The organism is Flavobacterium rhizosphaerae (genome assembly GCF_046000445.1).
In the GTDB taxonomy this organism is placed as follows: domain Bacteria; phylum Bacteroidota; class Bacteroidia; order Flavobacteriales; family Flavobacteriaceae; genus Flavobacterium; species Flavobacterium rhizosphaerae.
The window spans coordinates 21,348-42,941 of record NZ_JBELPZ010000009.1; the positions used below are offsets into that span (position 1 = coordinate 21,348).

The 21,594-nt window shown below is 38.7% G+C and carries 27 protein-coding genes; 17 read left to right on the plus strand and 10 right to left on the minus strand.

Going from position 1 to position 21,594, the window contains the following annotated elements; translation table 11 throughout:
* Nucleotides 1–101 precede the first annotated feature (101 nt).
* Genes ABS766_RS09920 through ABS766_RS09945 form a run of 6 tightly spaced genes read left to right on the plus strand, consistent with a single transcriptional unit; the run spans nt 102 to nt 4,353 of the window.
* Nucleotides 102–965 (plus strand): hypothetical protein, encoded by an 864-nt coding sequence (locus ABS766_RS09920; RefSeq protein WP_408084990.1) that lies wholly within the window; start codon nt 102–104, stop codon nt 963–965.
* Nucleotides 952–1,551, plus strand: a complete 600-nt coding sequence (locus tag ABS766_RS09925; RefSeq protein ID WP_408084991.1) for a phospholipase D-like domain-containing protein — start codon at nt 952–954, stop codon at nt 1,549–1,551. Before ABS766_RS09920 ends, ABS766_RS09925 begins: the two co-directional genes overlap by 14 nt.
* The gene (locus ABS766_RS09930) at nt 1,551–1,733 is read left to right on the plus strand and encodes a hypothetical protein (protein WP_408084992.1); all 183 of its coding nucleotides are present in this window, start codon (nt 1,551–1,553) and stop codon (nt 1,731–1,733) included. Before ABS766_RS09925 ends, ABS766_RS09930 begins: the two co-directional genes overlap by 1 nt.
* Nucleotides 1,709–2,044, plus strand: a complete 336-nt coding sequence (locus tag ABS766_RS09935; protein WP_408084993.1) for a hypothetical protein — start codon at nt 1,709–1,711, stop codon at nt 2,042–2,044. Before ABS766_RS09930 ends, ABS766_RS09935 begins: the two co-directional genes overlap by 25 nt.
* Entirely contained in the window at nt 2,031–2,678 is a 648-nt protein-coding gene (locus ABS766_RS09940) for a hypothetical protein (protein ID WP_408084994.1), read from the plus strand. Before ABS766_RS09935 ends, ABS766_RS09940 begins: the two co-directional genes overlap by 14 nt.
* Complete coding sequence (locus ABS766_RS09945; RefSeq protein WP_408084995.1) at nt 2,650–4,353, plus strand: hypothetical protein; 1,704 nt, start codon at nt 2,650–2,652, stop codon at nt 4,351–4,353. Before ABS766_RS09940 ends, ABS766_RS09945 begins: the two co-directional genes overlap by 29 nt.
* A 116-nt stretch (nt 4,354–4,469) precedes the next feature.
* Here ABS766_RS09945 and ABS766_RS09950 read toward each other — a convergent pair whose 3' ends face one another.
* From ABS766_RS09950 to ABS766_RS09990, 9 genes are all read right to left on the minus strand, one after another.
* A complete protein-coding gene (locus ABS766_RS09950; protein WP_408084996.1) occupies nt 4,470–4,934 on the minus strand; it encodes a hypothetical protein in 465 nt (154 codons plus the stop codon).
* Nucleotides 4,935–5,016: 82 nt separating this feature from the next.
* Nucleotides 5,017–5,385 carry a hypothetical protein gene (locus tag ABS766_RS09955; RefSeq protein WP_408084997.1) on the minus strand — a complete coding sequence of 123 codons (369 nt, stop codon included), beginning with the start codon at nt 5,383–5,385 and terminating at the stop codon, nt 5,017–5,019.
* 190 nt (nt 5,386–5,575) lie between these two features.
* Nucleotides 5,576–6,004 (minus strand): hypothetical protein, encoded by a 429-nt coding sequence (locus ABS766_RS09960; RefSeq protein ID WP_408084998.1) that lies wholly within the window; start codon nt 6,002–6,004, stop codon nt 5,576–5,578.
* A complete protein-coding gene (locus ABS766_RS09965) occupies nt 6,001–7,791 on the minus strand; it encodes a hypothetical protein (protein ID WP_408084999.1) in 1,791 nt (596 codons plus the stop codon). Before ABS766_RS09965 ends, ABS766_RS09960 begins: the two co-directional genes overlap by 4 nt.
* A gap of 131 nt (nt 7,792–7,922) precedes the next feature.
* Entirely contained in the window at nt 7,923–8,573 is a 651-nt protein-coding gene (locus tag ABS766_RS09970) for an N-6 DNA methylase (protein WP_408085000.1), read from the minus strand.
* Nucleotides 8,566–8,943 carry an ArdC-like ssDNA-binding domain-containing protein gene (locus tag ABS766_RS09975; RefSeq protein WP_408085001.1) on the minus strand — a complete coding sequence of 126 codons (378 nt, stop codon included), beginning with the start codon at nt 8,941–8,943 and terminating at the stop codon, nt 8,566–8,568. The genes ABS766_RS09970 and ABS766_RS09975 overlap by 8 nt, the downstream gene beginning before the upstream one ends.
* Entirely contained in the window at nt 8,915–9,130 is a 216-nt protein-coding gene (locus ABS766_RS09980) for a SymE family type I addiction module toxin (protein WP_408085002.1), read from the minus strand. Before ABS766_RS09980 ends, ABS766_RS09975 begins: the two co-directional genes overlap by 29 nt.
* Entirely contained in the window at nt 9,111–9,332 is a 222-nt protein-coding gene (locus ABS766_RS09985) for a hypothetical protein (RefSeq protein WP_408085003.1), read from the minus strand. Before ABS766_RS09985 ends, ABS766_RS09980 begins: the two co-directional genes overlap by 20 nt.
* Before the next feature lie 77 nt (nt 9,333–9,409).
* On the minus strand, nt 9,410–9,805 hold the full coding sequence (locus tag ABS766_RS09990) for a hypothetical protein (protein WP_408085004.1): 396 nt from the start codon (nt 9,803–9,805) through the stop codon (nt 9,410–9,412).
* A 430-nt stretch (nt 9,806–10,235) separates the two neighbouring features.
* Between ABS766_RS09990 and ABS766_RS09995 the strand changes: the two genes are divergently transcribed.
* The 7 genes from ABS766_RS09995 to ABS766_RS10025 are packed head-to-tail and all read left to right on the plus strand — an operon-like array spanning nt 10,236 to nt 14,875.
* On the plus strand, nt 10,236–10,520 hold the full coding sequence (locus ABS766_RS09995; protein ID WP_408085005.1) for a hypothetical protein: 285 nt from the start codon (nt 10,236–10,238) through the stop codon (nt 10,518–10,520).
* Between the two features lie 4 nt (nt 10,521–10,524).
* A complete protein-coding gene (locus ABS766_RS10000) occupies nt 10,525–11,883 on the plus strand; it encodes a hypothetical protein (protein WP_408085006.1) in 1,359 nt (452 codons plus the stop codon).
* Nucleotides 11,883–12,833: a DUF6712 family protein gene (locus ABS766_RS10005; protein WP_408085007.1), complete on the plus strand. Its 951-nt coding sequence runs from the start codon at nt 11,883–11,885 to the stop codon at nt 12,831–12,833. Before ABS766_RS10000 ends, ABS766_RS10005 begins: the two co-directional genes overlap by 1 nt.
* A complete protein-coding gene (locus ABS766_RS10010; protein WP_408085008.1) occupies nt 12,830–13,156 on the plus strand; it encodes a hypothetical protein in 327 nt (108 codons plus the stop codon). Before ABS766_RS10005 ends, ABS766_RS10010 begins: the two co-directional genes overlap by 4 nt.
* 29 nt (nt 13,157–13,185) lie before the next feature.
* Nucleotides 13,186–14,049, plus strand: a complete 864-nt coding sequence (locus tag ABS766_RS10015; protein WP_408085009.1) for a hypothetical protein — start codon at nt 13,186–13,188, stop codon at nt 14,047–14,049.
* On the plus strand, nt 14,046–14,507 hold the full coding sequence (locus tag ABS766_RS10020) for a hypothetical protein (protein ID WP_408085010.1): 462 nt from the start codon (nt 14,046–14,048) through the stop codon (nt 14,505–14,507). Before ABS766_RS10015 ends, ABS766_RS10020 begins: the two co-directional genes overlap by 4 nt.
* Nucleotides 14,507–14,875 carry a hypothetical protein gene (locus ABS766_RS10025; protein ID WP_408085011.1) on the plus strand — a complete coding sequence of 123 codons (369 nt, stop codon included), beginning with the start codon at nt 14,507–14,509 and terminating at the stop codon, nt 14,873–14,875. Before ABS766_RS10020 ends, ABS766_RS10025 begins: the two co-directional genes overlap by 1 nt.
* Before the next feature lie 1,440 nt (nt 14,876–16,315).
* Here ABS766_RS10025 and cas13b read toward each other — a convergent pair.
* Nucleotides 16,316–19,777 carry a type VI-B CRISPR-associated RNA-guided ribonuclease Cas13b gene (gene cas13b, locus ABS766_RS10030; protein WP_408085012.1) on the minus strand — a complete coding sequence of 1,154 codons (3,462 nt, stop codon included), beginning with the start codon at nt 19,775–19,777 and terminating at the stop codon, nt 16,316–16,318.
* 336 nt (nt 19,778–20,113) lie between these two features.
* On the opposite strand from cas13b, the gene ABS766_RS10035 reads away from it, so the two are divergent.
* The 4 genes from ABS766_RS10035 to ABS766_RS10050 all read left to right on the plus strand — a co-directional run bounded on the left by ABS766_RS10035 (nt 20,114) and on the right by ABS766_RS10050 (nt 21,545).
* Nucleotides 20,114–20,509, plus strand: a complete 396-nt coding sequence (locus ABS766_RS10035) for a hypothetical protein (protein WP_408085013.1) — start codon at nt 20,114–20,116, stop codon at nt 20,507–20,509.
* Nucleotides 20,509–20,796 (plus strand): hypothetical protein, encoded by a 288-nt coding sequence (locus ABS766_RS10040; RefSeq protein WP_408085014.1) that lies wholly within the window; start codon nt 20,509–20,511, stop codon nt 20,794–20,796. Before ABS766_RS10035 ends, ABS766_RS10040 begins: the two co-directional genes overlap by 1 nt.
* 84 nt (nt 20,797–20,880) lie before the next feature.
* Nucleotides 20,881–21,057 (plus strand): type II toxin-antitoxin system HicA family toxin, encoded by a 177-nt coding sequence (locus tag ABS766_RS10045; protein WP_408085015.1) that lies wholly within the window; start codon nt 20,881–20,883, stop codon nt 21,055–21,057.
* A gap of 83 nt (nt 21,058–21,140) precedes the next feature.
* Nucleotides 21,141–21,545, plus strand: coding sequence for a type II toxin-antitoxin system HicB family antitoxin (locus ABS766_RS10050; protein WP_408085016.1), 405 nt, complete (start codon nt 21,141–21,143; stop codon nt 21,543–21,545).
* Nucleotides 21,546–21,594 lie beyond the last annotated feature (49 nt).

A 21,594-nucleotide genomic window follows, 5' to 3' on the forward strand; every position in this document is an offset into this window, starting at 1 on the left:
GTCTTCTTCTTTAAAAGCCCCGAAAACGGGGCTTTTTTCATGTTACACTTTTATTTTATGGGGTTTACCATTTTTGTCCTGATTAATCAAAATAGTAAGTCATGACTAAAGAAAAAGTATTGGATTTATTCCATAACCCCCCAAAAAGCCAGGTTGATTTTTTCAATCACGCCTTCCAGCTCTACAGCCAGTCGCCTAATAAAAATGCTGCTATTGTACGTAGCCTGAATACAGGTGGCTATAGCCGGTACAATCTGGAATCGCTTATATATGAGCTACAAAAGGCGTATGGCATTACCGATAAGGAAAAAATTAAGCCTCTTTCCCAGGCACAAACTGTTATTGATGGACCTTTAGGTATGTCGTACAGACAAGGAATCAGATTAAACCCTCCAGGCAATTCGCAAAATGCAGATTTAATTGCACAGGATGCAAATAAACTGTCTTCTGGCACACAGCCGGCAGCGGAAGACGAACCTCAAAAAATCCGTTCAGAATACCCGTTTCTTAACGATAAAAATTGCCCAGACGAACTTTTAATCTTGGTGGGTAAAAAAATAGCCGCTTATAACAGGTATAAAGAGGCACATGAAAATCTTCAGGAAGCAAAAGAGGGTAAGATCCAGCTGACGGAAGATGAGCAGCTTGCTCTAGCAAAAGAAGCTACGGAAAATTTTGCCGAAAGCGAAGCCATTAAAAAAGAGCTTGACCATTACCTGGAGAAAAAAGAGGTGCTCGGAGAGCATCCCATATTTGCGCGCCTTACCCTGGAGCGCGAAGTCGAGGCAATGACTAATGAAGAATGTCTGAAGTTCGTAAAAGGCTCTGCTTCTTACATCTCTAAAAAAAATAAAGCAATTGCATCAGCTACAACAGATGAGCGTAAGGCAAAACTCCAGGCAGAACTTAAAGATCGTCAGGATAAGCTGGAACTTGTAAATAAGAAGTTAGGTGCCGGTAAATAAATTTTTTGATTACAAGGCACACCTGTCTGATGATGAAGGGGAAGAAAAGAGCCACGGCGCATACGTGTCCACTTACAGGGCTATGCATTTTGAAAAAGTAGCCAACCTGCGGGAAGATCTTGTCCGCATTCCAACCCAGGGCGAAATTTTCTTCCTTCAGTCAGACAGTGCTTTTAATGCCTTCACATTTATAGAATTGTTAGTATCAAGTTTCAGGATAAAGGAATTGCACGCCACCACATACAGCATCAGCCGAAAGGTTATAGATGCCATAATAGAGCTGCACGACCGTGGTGCGGTAGAACAGGTAACGCTGCTTATTTCAGACAGCATGATAAAACGAAACCCTGTCACAATAGATAACCTCCGGGCAATGGCATCAACCCGGCCTAACGTAAAGGTACTGTATGCCTGGGTCCACGCTAAAGTATGTTTACTGCGCACAGATCAGGCACATTTTGTAATTGAGGGTTCCGGCAACTGGAGTGAAAATGCACATTATGAGCAGTATCTCATGGTAGATGACAAAGGCCTTTACGATTTCAGGATGAAGCTTTTCACAGAAACAAAATTAAAACAATACTGATGGATCCTTTTCAAATAATAGTAATGGTTGTGATAATGGCAACAATAGCCATGCAGGCGTTACAGCTGGCCGATTTTAAAGAATGGCGCAGCCAAGTTATAGAAGGCTGTTATCTGGCTATAATTATTGCGCTGCTAATCTACTCAAATTTTTTCCCATGGCTAAACAGTTGTTTCCTTTAAGCCTTGCTGAAGAACAGTTAAAGGCAGTGTCCGATCTGGCGGCAGTAAACTACAGCCCGGAGAAAATTGCCCTGTACCTGGGGGTGGATAAAAAGCTGTTCCTGCAGCATTGGTATGACCATGACACTGATATCCGTATTGCCTATGATGGTGGCCAGCTGGAGGCAGAATTTCTGACAAATCAAAAACAGTTGGAACTTGCTAAATCCGGAAACATCACAGCAGCACAAATATACTTTAAAGAAGCAGAAAAAGTGCGGGTAGATAACATCCGTAAACAAATACTTTTTGGTGGTGATGAAGGTGAATAAGCAAAGCATAGAAAATATAGACCTGAAGGATATTCTGGAATACATTGAAAATGGACCCGGAGGCGAAGCTCCTTCACACATCAATCAGTACCTGGACCTGCTGGATAAGATCCGTGGCATGCACAAGCGTATTGACAAGTATGGCAGCCCTGAGGCTATCATAAAGCATTTAATGGTGCATGAGGGCCTCAAACGCAACAAGGCGAAGCAGATGTATGAAGAAGCACTGGAATACTTCTACGCCGATAATCATATTTCCAATAAAGCCTGGCGGAACATTTACGCTGAAAAACTGGACCAGCTTATCAATTTCGCTATGAACATCATGAAAGATGTAAATGACATGGTGAAAATATCAAAAGCTATTACAGATGCGTATAAAGCGCGTGGGCTGGACCAACCGGACCAGGAGGAACTGCCGGAAGAAATTTTCAACAGGCCATTTAAAGTGTACACAGCAAATCCGGAGGATTTGGGCATGCCTAAAATTGACCGTAATAAACTCAAGGCGCTTATTGAAGATAAAATACCCGGGCTAACAGAAAAAGAAAAGCAGGCGCTGTTCATGGAAGCAGATATTGACGGAACCTTTAAAGCATTTTTAGATGAGCAGGAGGACCCACGTAGATCTTGAGCACGCCCTGGTCGAAAAAAGGTACGCAACAAAGGCGCAAATTGTTATTGATAATGTAGCCCCCAAGAGCCTGGGTGTTATCGGTGGCCGTGGTACTGCAAAAACTACTGTTTTTATGGCGCGCCGTTCTATGGATGTATGTTATGACATGCCGGGTAGTTACCTCGCCCTGGTTTCTGATACGTATGTGAATGCCATGGCAAACGTTGTACCGACATTAATTGATGGTTGGAAACGTGAAGGTTGGCGCGAAGGCATCCATTTTGTAACAGACAAGCGTCCGCCATCCCACTTTAAAGAGCCTTACAAGCCGCCGCTTAGTTTTAAGCATACCATTTCAACATTGTGTGGCAATCTGTTCCAGTTAGGAAGTATGGACCAGCCAAGCGGGCTTGCCGGTAACTCCTACCAGCATATTTTTGGTGATGAAGCCCGCTTATTGAAATTTGAAAAGCTTAAGCGTATAAATCCGGCTATAAGGGGGGAATATGCCCGGTTCCATACTTCACCATATTACCGCGGTCGTACGTTCATGACAGATATGCCAAACCTGCTTTCCGGGGATGAAGACTGGATATGGGATATGCAAAAAGAAATGGATCCGGAGCGCGCGCAACTCGCCCTGCAGGCGGGCATGGTGCTGAATGAAATAAAGCTGGAAATGGTAAATGCCATGCAGGCCAAAGATAAAAAAGAGTTCAACCGCGTGTATAGGCATTATAAACAATGGAAAGAAAAATGGTATGCCGCCCGGAAAGACCTTACGCTGTTTTATGTAATATCAACACTGGCCAATGCAGATGTACTTACGGATGGTTACTTTTATGACGTACTTGCATCTTTGGGCCCGGAAGAATTTAAGTCTGCAGTACTTTCACTAAAGGTGGATATTAAACAGGGTGAAAAATTCTACTCCCACCTTGGCCAGCATCACTTTTATGATGATGGGATCAATGCTGATTTCTATAAAGACAAATATTCCCTTACTGATACCATTCAGGAAAGCAGCCTTGCATTGCGATATGTAGACCACAATAAAAAAATGGAGTGTGGTATCGACTTTGGAGATATGATAAGTATGGTTACCGGCCAGCACCGGGGCAATTATATTTATTGTCTGAAGGACTTTCACACGCTTGCTCCGGAAAGTTCCCGGGAACTGGGCAAACAGTTTGTGAATTTCTATAAAAATCACAAACGTAAGGAACTGGATATGTACTATGACCGTTCCGGTAACCAGTATCGTAAATTGAAGCGTGACTGGGCTTCTGAGGTAAAGCGTTCTATTGAATATGTAGACGGAAGTAAAACAGGCTGGACGGTAAACCTGAAGAATGTTGGCCAGGGCAACATCACCCAGGAAGAAGAATTTAACTTTGCCCGCCAGTTGATGGGAGAAGCAGAGAAGGAATTGCCGAAACTAAAAATTGACACTTTCGGCTGCAAACATTTGAAAAGTAGCCTGGAGCTCACAAAAACAGTAGTAAAAACAGATGCGAATGGCACAAAGCGAATTTACAAAGACAAATCCTCCGAAAAATTGCCGTTGGCATCAAGGCCTCTTTACTCCACAAACATGTCAGATGCCTTTAAATATTTCATCTACCGTCCGGACTTTACACAATATGTAAAACGCTCAGATACATTTACCGGAATTGCTCCGGGTGTGTATTGAAAGATAATACTAGTGAGGGCTATACCCCAATATTAAACGTGTGACCTCTATAAGTTTAATTTATGGTTTATAATACAAACTTAATGTACTCATAATCAAAGAATAAAAAATTGTAACTACTGAGGGGCATATCCTATCATAATACGCCTGACCTCTATCAGTTTAACTTTTTTACTCTTCTTCTTGTCCGTTTCTATTATATATATTCCTCCTCTACTTCTTACATTTAGGAAAAAAAATGATAAACCTACTTTATCAATAAAACCAAGATCAAAAATTCTTGGCGCATTATCGACATAAAATTTATTTTTCTTAACATATATATCATCACCATGCATTTGACGAAAATTACCTAAAATTACTGTTCTGCTTGTAATTTTTTTGTCATTAAAAGTATATTCCCTTTGAAAAGTATTATCTGTAATGTAAAATTTAAATGAATTAAATTCCAAGTATTTGTTCATTACAATTGAGTCATTTGTCATATCAATATAAATAGGGCCATTTAAGTAAAAGGGCTCAATATTTTGACTGAAACATTGTAGTGAAATTAATAATATAAAAGTGAGTAAGGATTTCATAATTTTATATGAATAAGGACACAAAATCACTTGGTTTCATGGTAACCATAAAAACTATTTCAGCTTATATAAGATTTAAAAATTAAAAGGTAGAATAGCCTATTCTAACAACTTGTACTTTTATCAAAGTAAGTTTTCTATGTTTTTTTTTATTCGATTCGACAACATAAAAGCCTTCCATACTCTTAAAGTATGTAAAAAAAAGCCCCATACCAAATTTATCTATAAAATCTAAATCAAAAATCCTTGGTGCATTATCTATATAAAATTCATTTTTCTTAACACATATATCATCACTATGAATATTATTATAATTACCTAAAATTACTGTCCCATGGTTTAATTTTTTATCATTAAATGTATATTCCTTTTGAAAAGTATTATCAGTAATATAAAATTTAAATGAGTTAAAATCCAAATATTTGTTCATTACAATTGAGTCATTTGTCATATCAATATAAATAGGGCCATTTAAGTAAAAGGGCTCAATATTTTGACTGAAACATTGTAGTGAAATTAATAATATAAAAGTGAGGAAGGATTTCATCTAAAAATAGTATACTGTTGTTATTATCCCGGAGGAGATTCATTATCCCTCAATATTATAATAAAATAAAACGATATCCTGATGTGTTTCGAATTTACTGATAAAAATTATAATAAAACTTTACTTTAAAACATTTGTTATTTGACTGATCAATAATATAAAATTCTCTGGACCTTGAAGGTGGTAATGACCTTAATTTTGAAACATCAATAAAACAAAAGTCGGAGATGTTTATTGAATTTTCTTTTTCTTCATATAAAACCTTAAATGGAAAATATTTTTCAGGCAGAACAGGGTCTGGGTATAAAAAACTATTTTCTTTTTTTAACTCCTTATACTTCAATAATTCCTCTTCGTAATTATCATTTTTGATGTTAAAAAAATCTATTTGTCCATTCAAATACACTATTGAGTCTATTTCAGGCCTGAAAAGAATAAATAGTTTTTCTTTGTCCTGTGCATAGGAAAAAAAATTAACTCCTGCGATTAGTATAAATAAGTATGTTTTATAAATTAATCTCATTCTACTCCATTTATAAAATTAATATATAAATTTAAAATTTCTTCTCTTTCAGAGAACGTTAAATTTACCCATGCAACAGTAGAGTTTTCGTAAAGTAAAGTCGAATTGTCAAGTTGTCCACTTCCCATTAGCCCTGCCCAAGCAATTGCTTCGTAAAGTTCATTCGGCTTAGAAGAATCATATTCTTTTAAAACATCTACAATAATATCTCTATAATGAGTTGCCATCATCTGATGTTGAGCATCTGTCAACAAATTACTATCTACCACACCAAACATATACCTCATGTAATAATCATATAAACCTGGAAAACTATCCTGTAAATTTTCTATATCACCTTGGGTAAATCCATAAATCGTGCCTTCATTTTCTACAACTGATAGCAATTTTCTAAAAATATCTGCGTGCAAAATTTCATGAATAAATGTACCGACAATATCAAGATCTGGTCTCGTCTGATTTGGCGGTAAATAACTTGGATTAAATTTAATTTCGATAATATAATTATCAGGAGGATAAGTTGCAGCTAATGCACCAGTATTACCACTATCAAGCCCAACACTAAATTTTAGATGGGCAACCGAAAATTCTTCGTCAAAATTTTGAACATAATTTTGAAAAGTTGCTGAACCTCCTAAAGCATCATATATACCTTTTAACATAAGATTATTTGTAAAAGATTCATCTAAAATTACCTTATAAAAAAAGTCTACATCACCGCCGTCCTCTAAAACTTCAATCGCCTGCTTTGCAAATTCATAGTCTTCGTGATTAGTATTGTTATTTATAAATGATATTATTTTATTTACAGTAGTAAAATTACTAGAGTCATTCCAGAAATCAGGATAAGTATTTTGTAAATTATTTATATATCTAACAGCAATACCTCTATTAGGCATAACAAATCCGATAATTGGTTCGCCATTGTCTATATTCCGTATTGGTGTTAAACTATATGTCGGATCACTTGGGTTACTTGGATCGGGATATGGTATATCAGGCTGACCAGGAGGGGTGGAACTACCTCCACCGCCTCCAGAAGAAGGTGGGTTAAATATTGAACTTGTTGTTCCCCCTGTTCCACTGGGTCCCCAAGGCCTAACATCAAATGTAAAAGTTCCAGGAAAGCTATTATTAGATCCACTTCCTTCTCCAGGACACTCACAACCGGGGCACTCTATCCATCCCCAACCCCATTCATAAAGATTAGGCCTGTAACATTTACCGTCTTCGCCTCTTATTATTATACCTGTAGGAGCTCCATATGTTGTATACTGTTCGTCAAGTGGAACGACTTGTAATGTGTTTAGAATTTCAGATATTCCTAATGAAATACCACTATTGATTTTACTTAACTGAATGGAGTTGAAATTATATTTCATTAGGAAAGCTAAGTATCCCCCATTATAAGGATGCAAAAATAAATTTTCCTGCAAATGATTATCTTCATCCCTGTAAACAGGAAACGATAAAGAGTGATAAGAACCTTTTTGAACAAGAAGCACTGAATCGGTATCAATGATAAAATCAAATTCTTTATTATCTATTATCCGTTGGTTGGAATTACTTTGATTTCTTAGTGACTTGATTTGAGAAATTTTATCCATCAAACCAGGAATCCCTTCTATATCCTTAAGAGATATAATTTTTGAAGAAACTCCATTGCTGTCAACATTTACAATTTGGTTAGTTTTTAAAGAATCATCATTTTCACAACTGTTTAGCAAAATGATAAAAATAAAAATAGAGATTAATGGCTTAGTAAGCCTCAGAAGATTTTTTTTCATTGGTTTAATAAATTGGTTTTTTCAAAAATAGAGTACCATTAACCCAGAACTATTAAAAAAAAGTTAAAACATTGTTAATTATCTTTCGGCTACGAGCGCGCAGCGCGAGAAAATTTAGAAAATAAGCCCTTTTAAGAGGGCTTATACATAAAAACGGTCTTAGTCTTATGTTTCCAGTATTCGTAATTTATAGCATAGGAAAACCGCCAATCCTTACGCGTTAAGGCGTTGTGGCAATGTACTTCGCCCCTGATTTCGTGCATACATAAATTTATGGCAGTCATTTTACAGCAAATCGGGTCCAAATCTTCGCACACATAATAATTCCCTTTGGTTTTGTGGTTGGCTGCTAATACTATCCTGCCACTACCGCAACAGGGTTCGTTCATGGTCTGCCCCCATTCCTGCCCCACTGTTAATTCAGCCATCAGGGTACATACTGCAGCAGGTGTAAAATATTGCCCTAAACGGGATTTTTTATATTTACCTGCTAATAATTCGTAATAGGTTCCAAGGGGGTCAGCCCATCCGCTTGCATTAATCTCTTTTTCATAATATATACATAACTCGGCAAAGAGTTGTGCAAATTGCTGCAGCTCGTCAGGGTTGTAACGTTTAATTGTATCAAAATACAATGGCTCGTTTGTGCCACGCCCCAAACAGCAAATTATGATGGTTAGCAAATCATCAAAAACCGTTACAACCTCATGCCTATAAGTAAGGGAGTTAAAAATTTTATTAAACTCCCTTAGTCCTTTGGGTGCTTCCTGCGTTTTAATCATTGTTTGGCTCTACCTGATTGTTAGAAAACAAGTAACAAAGCGGGAAATATTCATAAGTTTCTGCTTCCTGCTCTCGCTGTTCTTGCTGCTTTTCTGCCCCTTTGCCCTCTTTCTTTTTGCCCCACACTAAAAAAGCCTTTGCGCCTTTTTTAATTTTCATTCCTTTTTCTTTCCATTGGTTGAAGGTGTTAAATTCTGTATTGTCTGCATCCCTGTAAAATACATTAACTAAAATTTCATTTATGGACATATCGCTTAACTCTTCCTTTTGAATTTCGCGCGCTTCCTGGCTTAATTCAATAAGTTTTTGCCTTTTTTCTTTGTGCTGTTCTGCTCTGGTCTTAGTCGTTGGTGCTGCTGTTGCTGTCATCTTTATCTATAATTAGTTGGTTATCTGAAATTTTAACGGTTACCTTATCGCCTATGCTAAACCCTGCGGCATTCATCCAGTCGCCGCTTAATGTAAGTTTGGGTTTAAGGCTTCTTTTAAATTGCGCCTTTACAAAAATTGAAGAGATTGTAAAATGGCGTATATTTTCAAAAAATATACTCTTCATAGTCGCTTACAATTTCTGTGTTATACTGAATAAACAAATCGACAATAGCCATAGGTAGGTTAAAAGCGCCTTTACAAAGCCTTTTAAAATATTCGTAATCGCTATAATTGAAAATTTTAGATAATCCTTTATCGTGAAGTATGGCAATAACTTGCGCACTGGGTGTAAAAGGCGTACCTTTACCCTGAATTAATTTTTGCATTTCGTAAGTGTAAATTAATTTGATTTTCAAAACGCCCGCAGCTTCGACCTTGCGGGCGTTTATCATTAAAAATAGTCTTAAATTGTAAACTCCATAATTTGGGTTTCAGCCTTTTGAATTAGGGTGTTAACATCTTCTTTAACAACACCTAAAACCTTGCTAATAGTCATGGTATTACTAATTTCAAAAATAAATCCTTCCTGATTGCTAAGGGTTAATTTTTCCCTCGTGCCATCATTTGAAAGTATAAAACGTTCAAGGGCATCGCCTTTAGCCTTCAACTGCTCAAACTTAGTGCCTAATATGGCAAATTTTTGCGCGTTAATTAACCTTTGTGCAGCAGTCGGCACAATTACAGTTTCGGCTTTGGTTTCCTCCTTTGTTGGGGTGGTTTCTCCCTTTGCTTTTTCGGCAGTTGCCGCTTTAAGGGTTTTAACTTCTTTGTAGTCGTGGCTTCTGTTTTGTGTTTTCATAATGTGTACAATTATTTGATTTTCAATACTTAAAGATACAAAATGTTAGCAATATAGCCAACTTTTTAATGGTAAATTGACGTTTTTTTTTGCAATTAAAAATGTTATTTAAACACATTCTAATTAGGCAGAATTGCAAAATAATACAGCTAAAAAAAGCCCTTAAAAATAACTACTAAAATTATAACTATCAGAAAAACAACAAACAAACCCTAAAAATTATATTTAGGGTTTTGTATGTGTTTAATTCTCTCCGTCCCGCTAAGTATCGGTTTAGCAGTTGCCATGCGCCCCCCTCGGGGGGAAATATGAGGGCGCGCACCACCACCGCAGGGGGTGCAACCACTCGCTAACACCAGTGTTTACTGGTGTTTACCATGTTACAGTATTAAGCAGTTGCCTGCAATAATATTGCATAAAAAGGCAATACATGGAAACTTCCATTACACCATACCAGGCTATCAAGCGTATGCGCGAGCATAGCAGGGCTGGTATACCTTTCTCTATTGAGTTTATGTCATACAACTCAACCAAGAATGAAAGCAATGGATTTAAAGCTGTAGCCAGAGCACAGCTCAGGCAGGGGCTGCGCAACGACCAGAGCCACATGGCTAACACCTTAGTAGCATATACCGACCATAGTGCCGGTACTACACCCAGGTTCTTTCACCTTGCATTGCTGATGAATTTCAACGGAATAAGAATAAAACCATAATTGTATGCATGTAGAGTATGTGGGCAGGGATGCCATTGTACAAACCGATAAGCTGGCCTTTACTTACCAAACATCAGAAACGCCCCGGGAACTAAGGGAGGAAAGCTATGTGGATGACCTGAACTGGAACTCTACCGCCAACTACATAGGTGATTATATTGTGTACCCCTATGGCAACAGGAACGATTTGCCGGAACAGATCCGCAATGTGGTGATGAACAACTCGCTCGCTCCCGGTATTATTACTAAGAAGACACAACTGCTGTGGGGCAGCGGTCCTAAGTTGTATAAAGAAGTATTTGAGAATAGGGAATTAGTAAGGGACTGGCAGGATAATACTACTATACAGGCCTGGCTTGATACGTGGGATTTTGAAGCCTATATAACTAAACTGTGTGTAGACTATCATCATATGGAAGGGGTGTATAGCAACTTTATACAAAGCAGGGGCAGCCGTATAGGCAAACGCTTTATCCATAGCCTTGACCATGTGTCTGTAGATAAGGCAAGGCTTGCCTCCTTACGTTCGGCTAATACCCGTAAGCCTACCCATGTACTTGTTAATGACTGGAGCTTTGCGGGGCCTCAATCATTGGATTGCAAGGTGTATGATAAATTCGATTTCACAAAGCCTTTTGCTTCAAAGAATGCCATACTGTACAGCAACATGTACAGCTTCTGTACCGACTATTATACGGTGCCTGACCTGTACGGCTCTCTGGAGTGGCTAAGGCGCTCTACGGCAATTCCACTTATACTAAAAGCCCTTTCTAAAAATGCCATCAACTTAAAGTACCACATCATTTCCCCGGCTAAGTATTGGGAAAATAAAGAAAAGGATATTAAGTCGAACTGCGAAAAGATGGGCCAGGAATATAAAAAAGAAATGCTGCAGGCCTGCATACAGGAAACGCTGGAGCATGTGGGTAAAATACTTTCTGACGAACATAATACAGGGAAATTCTGGCATACGGTTAAAGAAATTGAGCATGACGGCGTAAACCTTATTGAGCATGGATGGGAAATTAAGGTAATTGACAATCAGCTAAAAGATTTTGTGGATTCTCAGATAGCCATTGCCAACCGTGCAGACAGGGCAGTAAGCGCAGGCATAGGCCTGCATGGTTCACTGGGTAACCTTTCAGACCAGGGCAAGTCAGACAGCGGTTCTGAGCAATTATATGCCCTTAAAAACTACATGGCTACCGGCATTGATATTCCGGAAATGATCATCATGAAAGCTATTAACTACGCCCTGAAGGCGAACTTTCCGCAGCTGGGGCTTAAGATGGGCTTTTACCATATGCAGCCGCAGAAAGAGCAGGACGTAAACCCCGAAAACAGGCTTAAAAACTCTATATAATGAAGTTATTGTTTAATAAGGACGGAGAAGATGGCGGCTATGAAATAAAGCAACTGATGGGCTTTATGGATGCCGATTTTGAGTTTGCCAACCTAAAGGCAGACATCATTACCGCTACGAATGAAATGATTGCCCTGATAGGCAAACCGCTGTATGAGGAAATTACAGGATTTTATACTGATGGCGCAGACGAAGACCAGGAACATTTAATATACCTGACCCGCTACCCTATTGCAGTGCGTGCCTATACCCTCTATGCGCCAAGCAATGATGTTGCCCATACTGCAAACGGGCGCAAAATGCGTGCCGGTGAATATGAAAAAGCGCCTTGGGAATGGATGATAGACCGCGACAATGAAGCCCTTGAGAAGCGCTATTACCGCGCCCAGGAAGACCTTTTAATATATCTGGAAGACTATGACGGCTGGAAATCTTCAGAGCAATACAAGCGCCTGAACAGGCTTTTTATAAGGTCGGCATTTCAGTTTGATGAATTTTTCAGGATTGAATCCAGGCTGATACTCCTGAAGCTGGAGCCGGGCATTAGCAAATGCGAGCGCGAGGATATTTTGCCACGCATTGGCAAAGAAAAATTTGATGCCCTGAAAGCCAAAGTAAAGGCAGGGGAAGATGAATTGGAAGACCAGGAACTGCTTTCGCTAATACGCGAGGCCTGTGCCTATAAAGCCCTTGCATGGGCAATGCCGCGCTTTTCGGTTACGCTTTTCCCCGAAGGTGTGCTGCAGGCCTATACTTCAGACAGGGATAGCAGGCAGATAAAGCAACCGGCCCAGAATATGGAACTACAGGCAGCCAAACAGGCATTTCTTGAAGATGCAGCCGTAGCGCTGGAGCGTATAGAAAAACTTATGGCACCGCCACCGGAGCCAGGCTGCGAAAAATTAATCATACCAAAAATAATAACAGGAAGTAAATTTCTATCCACATGAAAAAAATGTTTTCAGCCATTGCCGGCGCATTTTTCTGGCTGATTGGCCAAAAGAAAAAGAGACAGTTTGAAACCTTTGAAAAACAACTAAAAGCAGCCCATATAAAGCAACAAAGCGAAAGGGAGGTTGAGCAGATTGTCCTCAAATACAAAATTACAAAGCACCTGTACACCTTCTTGGGTATTAAAGGCCATTCTAAATTTATCCCGCTACACATCAAGAACAAAGAGAAATGCCGGAAGGAAGTTTTGGCAAAATTTGGCCGTGATATGGATAAATGGGGCGTGATTTTAAACGATGATTTGTCAGTATGCATACGATAGCGATCCCTAAATTAAAAAAGACATTGTACATGCCGGAACACCTGGGCGAATGCGAGGGGCAGCAGTATGTGGAAATGTGCGGGTTGCTGTACCGGTATATGGAAGGGGAAATAACTTTTGCCGATGTAAAAGTACATGCCGTGTACAAATTGCTAAACCTTAAGCCCTCCGGCAGAACCCTGATGCCTGCAGAGGAAGAAGACAAGTGGAGTAATATCTATAAAATGTCAGAACTTATTGAAAGTTTTTTTGAGGAGCGCAATGGGCGAAAGATTATGCGGGTGGATTATTTTCATAACCCTGTGCCCAGGTTCAGGCCGTTGTGGAAATATTATTATGGCCCGGCCGATGCAATGGCCAATATTACCTTTGGAGAGTACCTGGACTGCCTGCGGCTGTTTATGGAGCATGGATGTAGCCGGAACGAAAAGCACCTATACTTAATGGCGGCAATATTATACCGGAAGGCAAAGCCGCTGCCGTGGCTGCAAAAAATGTTGCCTGGCTACAAAGGCGATATCCGCAGGAAATATAATGAGCATACGGCAGAAGAGCAGGCCAGGAGTGCTTTTAAATACTGCCCCAAAGGTTTTATTTATGGCGTATACTTAATGTTTGCCTCGTTCCAAAAATTTATAACCACAGCAGTGGTGCCCTGGGGTGGCCGTAACCTTGACCTTTCAATATTATTTGATGAAAGTGAAGGTGAATTTAAAGAAGCGGTGCCCGGCCTGGGGATGGATGGTGTAGCCTATGCATTGGCAGAGAATGGCCAGCTGGGCAATTTTGATAAAGTACGTAACACGAACCTTTGGGAAGTGTTTATGTTATTGTATCATCTAAAGAAAAATGAGCTGGACCGTAAACTAAATGAAAAACATCAAAAATCATGATAACAGTTAATAACCTCCGGGACTATACTGCGCAGGTAATGGAAGCCCTGCCGGGTATACAAAAAGCTGAAGTGGCCGTGGTGAAGGAAGATCTTATAAAATTTATGCAGGACATGAAAAAAGAAGATAACATCATGATGCTTTCGGTTTTGCCCGATCATGCGATGGAGGGCGAACAGGACAGCGCTAAGTACGTTAATATCTGTGGTTTTTATTTCCTTGAAAAAACTACCCAGCACAATAAAGACCACCAGGCTTACCTTGATGTTTTTGCCCGTACTCAGGCCGTAGCAAAGGCATTTATGGATAAGCTTATGGTTGACAAGAGCACAAATCAGGGCTTGTTCTGCGGCTTTTTAGCCTGGCTACAGGAAGCGAGCTTTACGGCAATCCCGGTAAGGGTATTGGCTGATTGTAATGGCTTTTATGTACAGATCAATATTAAATCAAATCCATAATGGCTGAAGGTACTGAGCATCTGGACGAGATACTGGAGGGCAGGTTTATACGCCGGGTACTTACAGATTACAGTAATGATGTAAACCTTGCCCAAGTACAATATATAGGCAGCCATAACTTTAGCAATGCTGACTGGATAAGCGACCGTACCTTTGATGTACAGGAAAATGCCCTGCAATATTCGCAAAAATTAAAGCACCGGTTTGTAGATATGAAGTTTATTGGCCAGGGCGAAGCCCGCCATAAAAAGAAAGCCCACCCTATATACAACCGCATTATGTGGGGCCATTATAATAACATTGTGCGGGAACTTGCCTATGGCTTTACTGAAGCTGTTAAAGAAGATTTAAGAAAGTTGGAAGGATAGAATATAGGACTACTTTTGCCATCAAATACTTATTTGAGTATTAATAATTGGTTGGTTGGTAAAATGCCCCTCTACAGAAGAGGGGCATTTTTTATTTCTATTACTACAAGAATTGCTGTGAGTACCTTTCAAAAGTAAGGGTGTTACAGCCTCTGACTGCTCTGACTGCTCTGACTGCTCGCTGTGACTACCTTTCAAAATTAAGGGTTGATACAGCAGGCAACATACACGAAAACCCTGAATTACTGCTGTGAATACTCTTCAAAATTAGGATTGGTACAGCAGTTCAAGTTTCGCGTACAACGACTACGGTGCTGTGAGTACCTTTCAAAAGTAAGGGTGATACAGCTAATTGGAGCCAGTTCAGAAAATAGTATAAGCTGTGAGTACCCTCTAAAATCAGGGTTGTTACAGCAGAAAGTACGGGAGAATTGATATTTACCTAGCTGTGAGTACCCTCTAAAATAAGGGTTGTTACAGCGGACTGATAACATGGAAAAAATCCGTGTACGCTGTGAGTACCCTCTAAAATCAGGGTTGTTACAGCAACATCAATGGTCAGATGTACGGCGTGAGCGCTGTGAGTACCTTTCAAAAGTAAGGGTGTTACTGCTACTGAATTTTAAAGGACAATTGCAAGCCAGCTGTGAGTACCTTTCAAAAGTAAGGGTGTTACAGCGCTGCCGGAAAAGCTTTGCATTTGCTTAATGCTGTGAGTACCCTCTAAAATCAGGGTTGTTACAGCCCACTTAACATAATAAACCCGCCTCATGACGCTGTGAGTACCCTCTAAAATCAGGGTTGTTACAGCTATTTTGATGCTCAAATTGAGTGGGTTGTCGCTGTGAGTACCCTCTAAATCAGGGTTGTTACAGCTTAAGCCACTAAAATGCAAAGTGAACGATGGCTGTGAGTACCCTTCAAGATTAGGGGTGTTACAGCGAGAGTACCGATGTTGAAGCAGGATTTTAAGCTGTGAGTACCTTTCAAAAGTAAGGGTGTTACAGCATTACAAAAATGGTTAAGAGAAAAACATAAGCTGTGAGTACCTTTCAAAAGTAAGGGTGTTACAGCAAGTTCAAATCTGTATTATTGCTTTTTGTGGCTGTGAGTACCCTTCAAAATTAGGGCTGTTACAGCAATTTCTACACCTATTACAAGGTAATACTAGCTGTGAGTACCCTTCAAAATTAGGGCTGTTACAGCTGTAGGTATGTTGAAATATAATTTACAAAAGCTGTGAGTAGCCTTCAAAATTAGGGCTGTTACAGCAATTGTGGGCAGCTTATAAAGGCGAATGCCGCTGTGAGTACCCTCTAAAATCAGGGTTGTTACAGCCTGTAAGCTTTACCAATAAAAACCTTACGGGCTGTGAGTACCCTCTAAAATCAGGGTTGTTACAGCCTCTAGGCCGTAAAACCTTTAATGTTAAAGAGTTACTTACTTATTTTTTAAAATATTTTGAAAATATTCTATTATTTGTTGTGTAAAAGTAAGCAAAATTTCTGTTGTAGTAAGGCCGTCATGGTTAGGTACTGTATTTTTAATCAGGTTATACAACTCTGTTACCGGCAATTGGTTGTGCCCTACTTTATTTCGCACTGCAGTAAGTAAAAATACCTTTTGAATTTCTTCGGGTTTAGTATTTAATTCACTTACATCAGGTTTATTAAAATAATCCTCTTTGCAATTTTTTAGCCAGTCTACCGCACCGCTGTCTATGTAAGGTATGTGCTGTAATACTCCGTTTACCATATACATTTTAAAGTTTGGGTGTTCACCAATTTCAAACGCAGTGCTATGCCCGCCATTTTCATCTATAATAAACTTTTCAAAGTGCTGAATGGCCTTCAATATTTCTTCGCGGCGCAGGGTTTCGTATGAATTGGCTTTTATGTATAGTTCATCTTCCAACTGCTGTATGGTCCACTTCCTGGCAGGATCATACCCCATGATTTTTTTAACCCGTTTATCATTTAAAAACACTTTTACCTTACCTATATTTTTAAGCCTTATTTTTTCAGTAATCTGCCCGCTTTCGTTAGTAAAACTGATTTGTTCATCCCAGATAAAGCTGTTATTTAAAATATTTTCAGAAATATCCCCTTTCTCACGGTCGTTTTGTTTTTTTGCCTCAGTTGCTATCCGTATACGCTCCTGGCGGTCTTTATATAACATGTTTAATGTAAAATCTGCTGAATGTTTAAAGAGGTCAGTAAATAACTGATTTGCTATAAGGTTGAGATAAACATCTTTACCTTTTTCCCTTTTAATAGCCAGGTCTTCATTCATTTTAAATTTTTGCTCCTGCTCTTCTGCGTTTAGATTTAGCTTGTTTTCAATATACCCATCGTTAGATATTTTAAATGCTTTGTAGTTCTCTTCATAATCAAGGTCATAGTTATAAAATTCCTGATAGTCATGCTTATTATACAGGTACTGGTACCAGGCGGCAAAACCATCGGGGCTATCAGTTACATTTGTTCCTTTTATAAATGTTGGCCTATCATCAAAAATGCCCCTTGGGAAAACAAAAGGCTTTGCCAGTAGCTTTTCTTTAATTGCCTGGGTATTGTCTATAGTATAAAGGCGCATATAAAATAAATTATCTATATGTTGCTGCTTAATGAATCTTTTTAGCATTTTTTTGTCATCAGCATGCTGGGCTATATGATTTAAAAAATCTTCTAAAACCTTCTTCCTGTTATTTAAATAGGCCTCATAAAATTTATCAAAAAAGCGGTTATTGGCAAAAGCCTTCTTAATTCCGGAGTTCCACGAAAAATCATCATCATTAAAATTCCATACAGTCCGCAAAAGGTCAAAAGCTTCTCCCGGTTTTTGATGGTAATATGCTATAGAATTTTGCAATTGGCTATGATGGTAGCCTTTCCATTGTTCTCGGGCTTTTATGGGCATAAAACGTTTAAGGTCGTCTGCCAGCCAGGCCGCCTCCGCTCCGAGTTCCTTAGCGTAAAATACATACTTTCGCGTAGGCTTATAGACATCCATTTCACGGCGGTTATTTTTAATGAGTGTGAGCTTGGCTTCACTAATGTCTAATTCTTTTTGCAAAGCCCGTTTTAGCTTATCTATATTAATACTATCAGTACCTGTACTCTTATTTAGTTTTTTAGGAATTTGATTATTTGGCAACTCTCCCGGTTTATAATTCTCTATAGTTGCAAACCTTTGCCATAGCTTTTTCTTTAAAATTTCTTCTATTTGCTTCCCTGTTTTACCAATAATTAAAAGTTCATATAAAAGCGCTGGCAACTCATTTAAAGAGAGCATGGCAATAGGTTCCGAAACAATAACGCTGTTGTTATCAGCTACAAGTTCATTAACCACATCCTGTTTATGTAGCCTCTTGCCCCTACCTGTTCTTTTTTCTGCTGTATTTCGCTTGTCTTTATATTTGCTTCCCCTGTTTTCAAATCCATCAATATTTAGGTGGATCGGGATATTATTACCTACAAAATTGAAAGAAGGATTTGGAAATTCTTCCCATCCTATGTCTGAGTTTTCATCCCTGATGCTTTGAATATATTCCGACTTTATATTAGTAACTTCAGACAGCCTGCCAAATATCTTGACCTTTTCTTTTATTTTTCGCTCTGTGATATATTTGGTGCCATTAATTTCTTTACTTTGGCTATGATGAGTGTAATTGCCAATATGCAATTGAAACCTTAAAGATGGAAAATCTACAAATTCATCCAGGTAGCGTAAGGCATAATAGTTGAACTTATCCTCATAACGCTTCCTTATCACATCATGTATTACCCGGGCTTCTTCGGTGGCATCAGCCTCTTCGTTATCTTTAAAGTATTCGTTGGTGTCTTCTACAAAGCGTTGCTGGTCATTTGAAGAAAGGTTTTGATAAACTTTATCCGGCACCTTGGTAAGGTAATCAACAATTTCAGTAAGTAATTTTTCCTTTGTAAAGCCGGTTGTAAGTTTTGGCCTGATAGTTTTAATATTCAGGTATTCATATACCCAGTGGGTTGCCATAAATTTCAGGCTGTTATTTCTGTCATTAGGAAAATCAGGGGCATCTTTTATTACGTTGCCTTTATATCCTTTCATCCTGCTACGAAGGTCTTTAGCTTCTTTACGGGAAAGAAACATGCTTAATAAAAATATAATTCCGTTTTGAGATATTGTAATATTATTCTCAGCAGGGTCTCCTGTGTACACAGACTTATACCTGTCAGTAAGCATTTCTGTCTTTGCATCTTTAGGCTTATATAAAAAATGTGAAAAAGCGTCGTTGAAAATACTGTTTTCGATAGACTCATCATCCAGTTTAACCCGTGGATTCGACTTTCCCTTTTCCAAAAGTTGTTGCTTTTTCTGCTCAGAGAGTACAACCAACTCATCTTTTAATGAATCTTTTACTAATTGTTTGGTGTGATCCCGTTTCTTCTTTGCTTTTCTTACATCTTTAGCAACATTAAGTAAAATATTGTCTAGCAGATTAAATAATGTACTATCTAAAGGAAGTGCATCGTGATGGTAATGCGTATAAAAATTTCTTAGGTCGTTTACAGTTCCTGTGAGTAATTTAAAGTTATTTATTAAGTACTCCCTCCGTGCATGTACTTTATCTGCTGATCGAGAAAACAGATCATGCTCTACAGGTAGATCAAGATATTTCACTACCGGTAAATATTGCTTTAAAAACTCAACCCGGTCTATATAGTCAGGCTCAGAAACATTACTGTCTGGTTTTAAAACATCTTCAAGAATTGACTTCCCGAATCGTTGTTTATAAAGTGCATAAGCCGCTTCTTTATTGTTTTCAGCAAGATTGAAAAAGCCCCCAAAAAAATGTTTATCGGTAAGCAGGGTATGGTTATAAGATATACCTTTCCCTTTTGGAATTGTGTCTGTTTGCATATTAATAATGATTGGTTAATATCCAAAGTTAATAAATTAAATGATTTCCCTATATTTGTCATGCAGAACAAAACTTTTCATTAACATGACTCTTAAATCTATTGTATTAACAATAATCCCACGGCAAGGAAGGGGTAGCACCCCACTTCTGATGAAAATCTTTTGTTCTGCAAGCCTTGCTAGTGGGTATTTTAATCAGAACTTTTTATGCAGAACAAAAGTATCAAAAACACCATTGCGGGTTTAGTACCTGTATTGGCCACTGCCCTACCTTGGGTACACTGTAACAATCCAAAACATTTTATTGCAATCTTTCATCCTATAAATGTGTAGGTTATGGATGTGCGCACTACCCTTGTGCTGCTGTACCCCGATGGTACCGCACACACCTTTGCTGACTTTACAGTAAAGCAACTGCTTATTTCCAGGCCTGCGCCTGTAAATGGAAATGACCCCCTGGCCATCCTCCGGCCTAATATTGGTACACATCTATATTACAATGCCAATGTATTGGAGCAGTATCGTAAAGATGCTACTACTTATAATGAACTATTAGCCATACTGCATTGCCTAGGATTGTACCGAAATACAACCGTTTTAAAAACCGGCAAGCATGATGAAATTGAAAGAGGTAACCTTTGGTTGCTACGTGATGGAGAATTTCATCTGGTTGATGATGACCGAAGCGTTATATGTGTTGCAAACGATGAACTATTTGAAAAAATTGCCTGATGGATGCGGCAACATATATACCAAACGCAGGCCGTTTACCTGTGCTTGGTTCGCTGCCGGCATTGCTAAGGCAGCCTGTACAGCAACTTGGTCAACTTCCGGATGTGGATAGTGTTATTAGCAATGTGGGCCATGCCGTAACTGATGTAATGGTTATGTTTACCTGGGGCAGCGATAATTACAGCCAGGCATTGAAGTGTTTCCGGGGGCTAAAACCCAAACGGATTGAAGTAAATAAAGAATACCATTATCTTATGGTAAGTGTAATCAAACTAAATGATATATAAAAAGTTATCATTTAGCTTGATTAATGATATATATTTGTATATCTTTGTGGTATAATATTGTAATACGTTCTTAATTTAACGCTTATGAAATCTAATGAGTTACATCGGATGGTAAAAAAAGCAGGGTGGTTGCATGTTAGAACGGATGGAAGTCATTACATCTATGAAAAGGATGGCAAAACATACCCTGTACCTTATCACGGCGCTAAAGAGGTTGGTAAAGGTCTTGCCAGTAAAATTAAAAAGGAGATGGGGCTTTAGCCCCTCCCCTTTTTAACATATTTCATCATATTATAAGCTAATTAAAGTCGCTTGTAAGTACTTTAAAAATTTAATTTAAAACAATGGAAACTATTAAGATTGTCATTGAGCGTACAGATGACTTATTTTCTGCTTATGCAGAAAATGTCGAAGGAGTGTACGCAGCCGGGGAATCTGTAGAAGAAGTTAAAAGGTCTGTTGAAAATGCTATCCGCTTATTAAAAGAGCATAATACTGCGGAGAACGTGCCAGACATTTTAAAGAAGGAGTATGTGTTGGAATACACTTATGACACGCAGAGTTTCTTAGAACATTACAAACGCCTGTTCAACAATCCGGCGCTTGAAAAGCTAACTGGTATAAACCAGAAGCAATTACATCATTATGCTACCGGGCACAGGAAACCCCGACCGGAAAGCGCGAAAAAAATTGAAGCCGCACTACATAAGTTAGGTTCAGAATTATCGTCTTTAAAACTTCAATATTAATTAATACTTCATATTAGTTATATTTTAAAAGCCCCGTAAATGGGGCTTT

Excerpts from the sequence above, each read along its gene's own strand:
- ABS766_RS09920 (WP_408084990.1), top strand. The coding sequence starts at position 102 with ATGACTAAAGAAAAAGTATTGGATTTATTCCATAACCCCCCAAAAAGC.
- ABS766_RS09930 (WP_408084992.1), top strand. The coding sequence starts at position 1,551 with ATGGATCCTTTTCAAATAATAGTAATGGTTGTGATAATGGCAACAATA.
- ABS766_RS09935 (WP_408084993.1), top strand. The coding sequence starts at position 1,709 with ATGGCTAAACAGTTGTTTCCTTTAAGCCTTGCTGAAGAACAGTTAAAG.
- ABS766_RS09940 (WP_408084994.1), top strand. The coding sequence starts at position 2,031 with ATGAAGGTGAATAAGCAAAGCATAGAAAATATAGACCTGAAGGATATT.
- ABS766_RS09945 (WP_408084995.1), top strand. The coding sequence starts at position 2,650 with ATGAGCAGGAGGACCCACGTAGATCTTGAGCACGCCCTGGTCGAAAAA.
- ABS766_RS09950 (WP_408084996.1), bottom strand. The coding sequence starts at position 4,934 with ATGAAATCCTTACTCACTTTTATATTATTAATTTCACTACAATGTTTC.
- ABS766_RS09955 (WP_408084997.1), bottom strand. The coding sequence starts at position 5,385 with ATGACAAATGACTCAATTGTAATGAACAAATATTTGGATTTTAACTCA.
- ABS766_RS09960 (WP_408084998.1), bottom strand. The coding sequence starts at position 6,004 with ATGAGATTAATTTATAAAACATACTTATTTATACTAATCGCAGGAGTT.
- ABS766_RS09965 (WP_408084999.1), bottom strand. The coding sequence starts at position 7,791 with ATGAAAAAAAATCTTCTGAGGCTTACTAAGCCATTAATCTCTATTTTT.
- ABS766_RS09970 (WP_408085000.1), bottom strand. The coding sequence starts at position 8,573 with ATGATTAAAACGCAGGAAGCACCCAAAGGACTAAGGGAGTTTAATAAA.
- ABS766_RS09975 (WP_408085001.1), bottom strand. The coding sequence starts at position 8,943 with ATGACAGCAACAGCAGCACCAACGACTAAGACCAGAGCAGAACAGCAC.
- ABS766_RS09980 (WP_408085002.1), bottom strand. The coding sequence starts at position 9,130 with ATGAAGAGTATATTTTTTGAAAATATACGCCATTTTACAATCTCTTCA.
- ABS766_RS09985 (WP_408085003.1), bottom strand. The coding sequence starts at position 9,332 with ATGCAAAAATTAATTCAGGGTAAAGGTACGCCTTTTACACCCAGTGCG.
- ABS766_RS09990 (WP_408085004.1), bottom strand. The coding sequence starts at position 9,805 with ATGAAAACACAAAACAGAAGCCACGACTACAAAGAAGTTAAAACCCTT.
- ABS766_RS09995 (WP_408085005.1), top strand. The coding sequence starts at position 10,236 with ATGGAAACTTCCATTACACCATACCAGGCTATCAAGCGTATGCGCGAG.
- ABS766_RS10000 (WP_408085006.1), top strand. The coding sequence starts at position 10,525 with ATGCATGTAGAGTATGTGGGCAGGGATGCCATTGTACAAACCGATAAG.
- ABS766_RS10005 (WP_408085007.1), top strand. The coding sequence starts at position 11,883 with ATGAAGTTATTGTTTAATAAGGACGGAGAAGATGGCGGCTATGAAATA.
- ABS766_RS10010 (WP_408085008.1), top strand. The coding sequence starts at position 12,830 with ATGAAAAAAATGTTTTCAGCCATTGCCGGCGCATTTTTCTGGCTGATT.
- ABS766_RS10015 (WP_408085009.1), top strand. The coding sequence starts at position 13,186 with ATGCCGGAACACCTGGGCGAATGCGAGGGGCAGCAGTATGTGGAAATG.
- ABS766_RS10020 (WP_408085010.1), top strand. The coding sequence starts at position 14,046 with ATGATAACAGTTAATAACCTCCGGGACTATACTGCGCAGGTAATGGAA.
- ABS766_RS10025 (WP_408085011.1), top strand. The coding sequence starts at position 14,507 with ATGGCTGAAGGTACTGAGCATCTGGACGAGATACTGGAGGGCAGGTTT.
- cas13b (WP_408085012.1), bottom strand. The coding sequence starts at position 19,777 with ATGCAAACAGACACAATTCCAAAAGGGAAAGGTATATCTTATAACCAT.
- ABS766_RS10035 (WP_408085013.1), top strand. The coding sequence starts at position 20,114 with ATGGATGTGCGCACTACCCTTGTGCTGCTGTACCCCGATGGTACCGCA.
- ABS766_RS10040 (WP_408085014.1), top strand. The coding sequence starts at position 20,509 with ATGGATGCGGCAACATATATACCAAACGCAGGCCGTTTACCTGTGCTT.
- ABS766_RS10045 (WP_408085015.1), top strand. The coding sequence starts at position 20,881 with ATGAAATCTAATGAGTTACATCGGATGGTAAAAAAAGCAGGGTGGTTG.
- ABS766_RS10050 (WP_408085016.1), top strand. The coding sequence starts at position 21,141 with ATGGAAACTATTAAGATTGTCATTGAGCGTACAGATGACTTATTTTCT.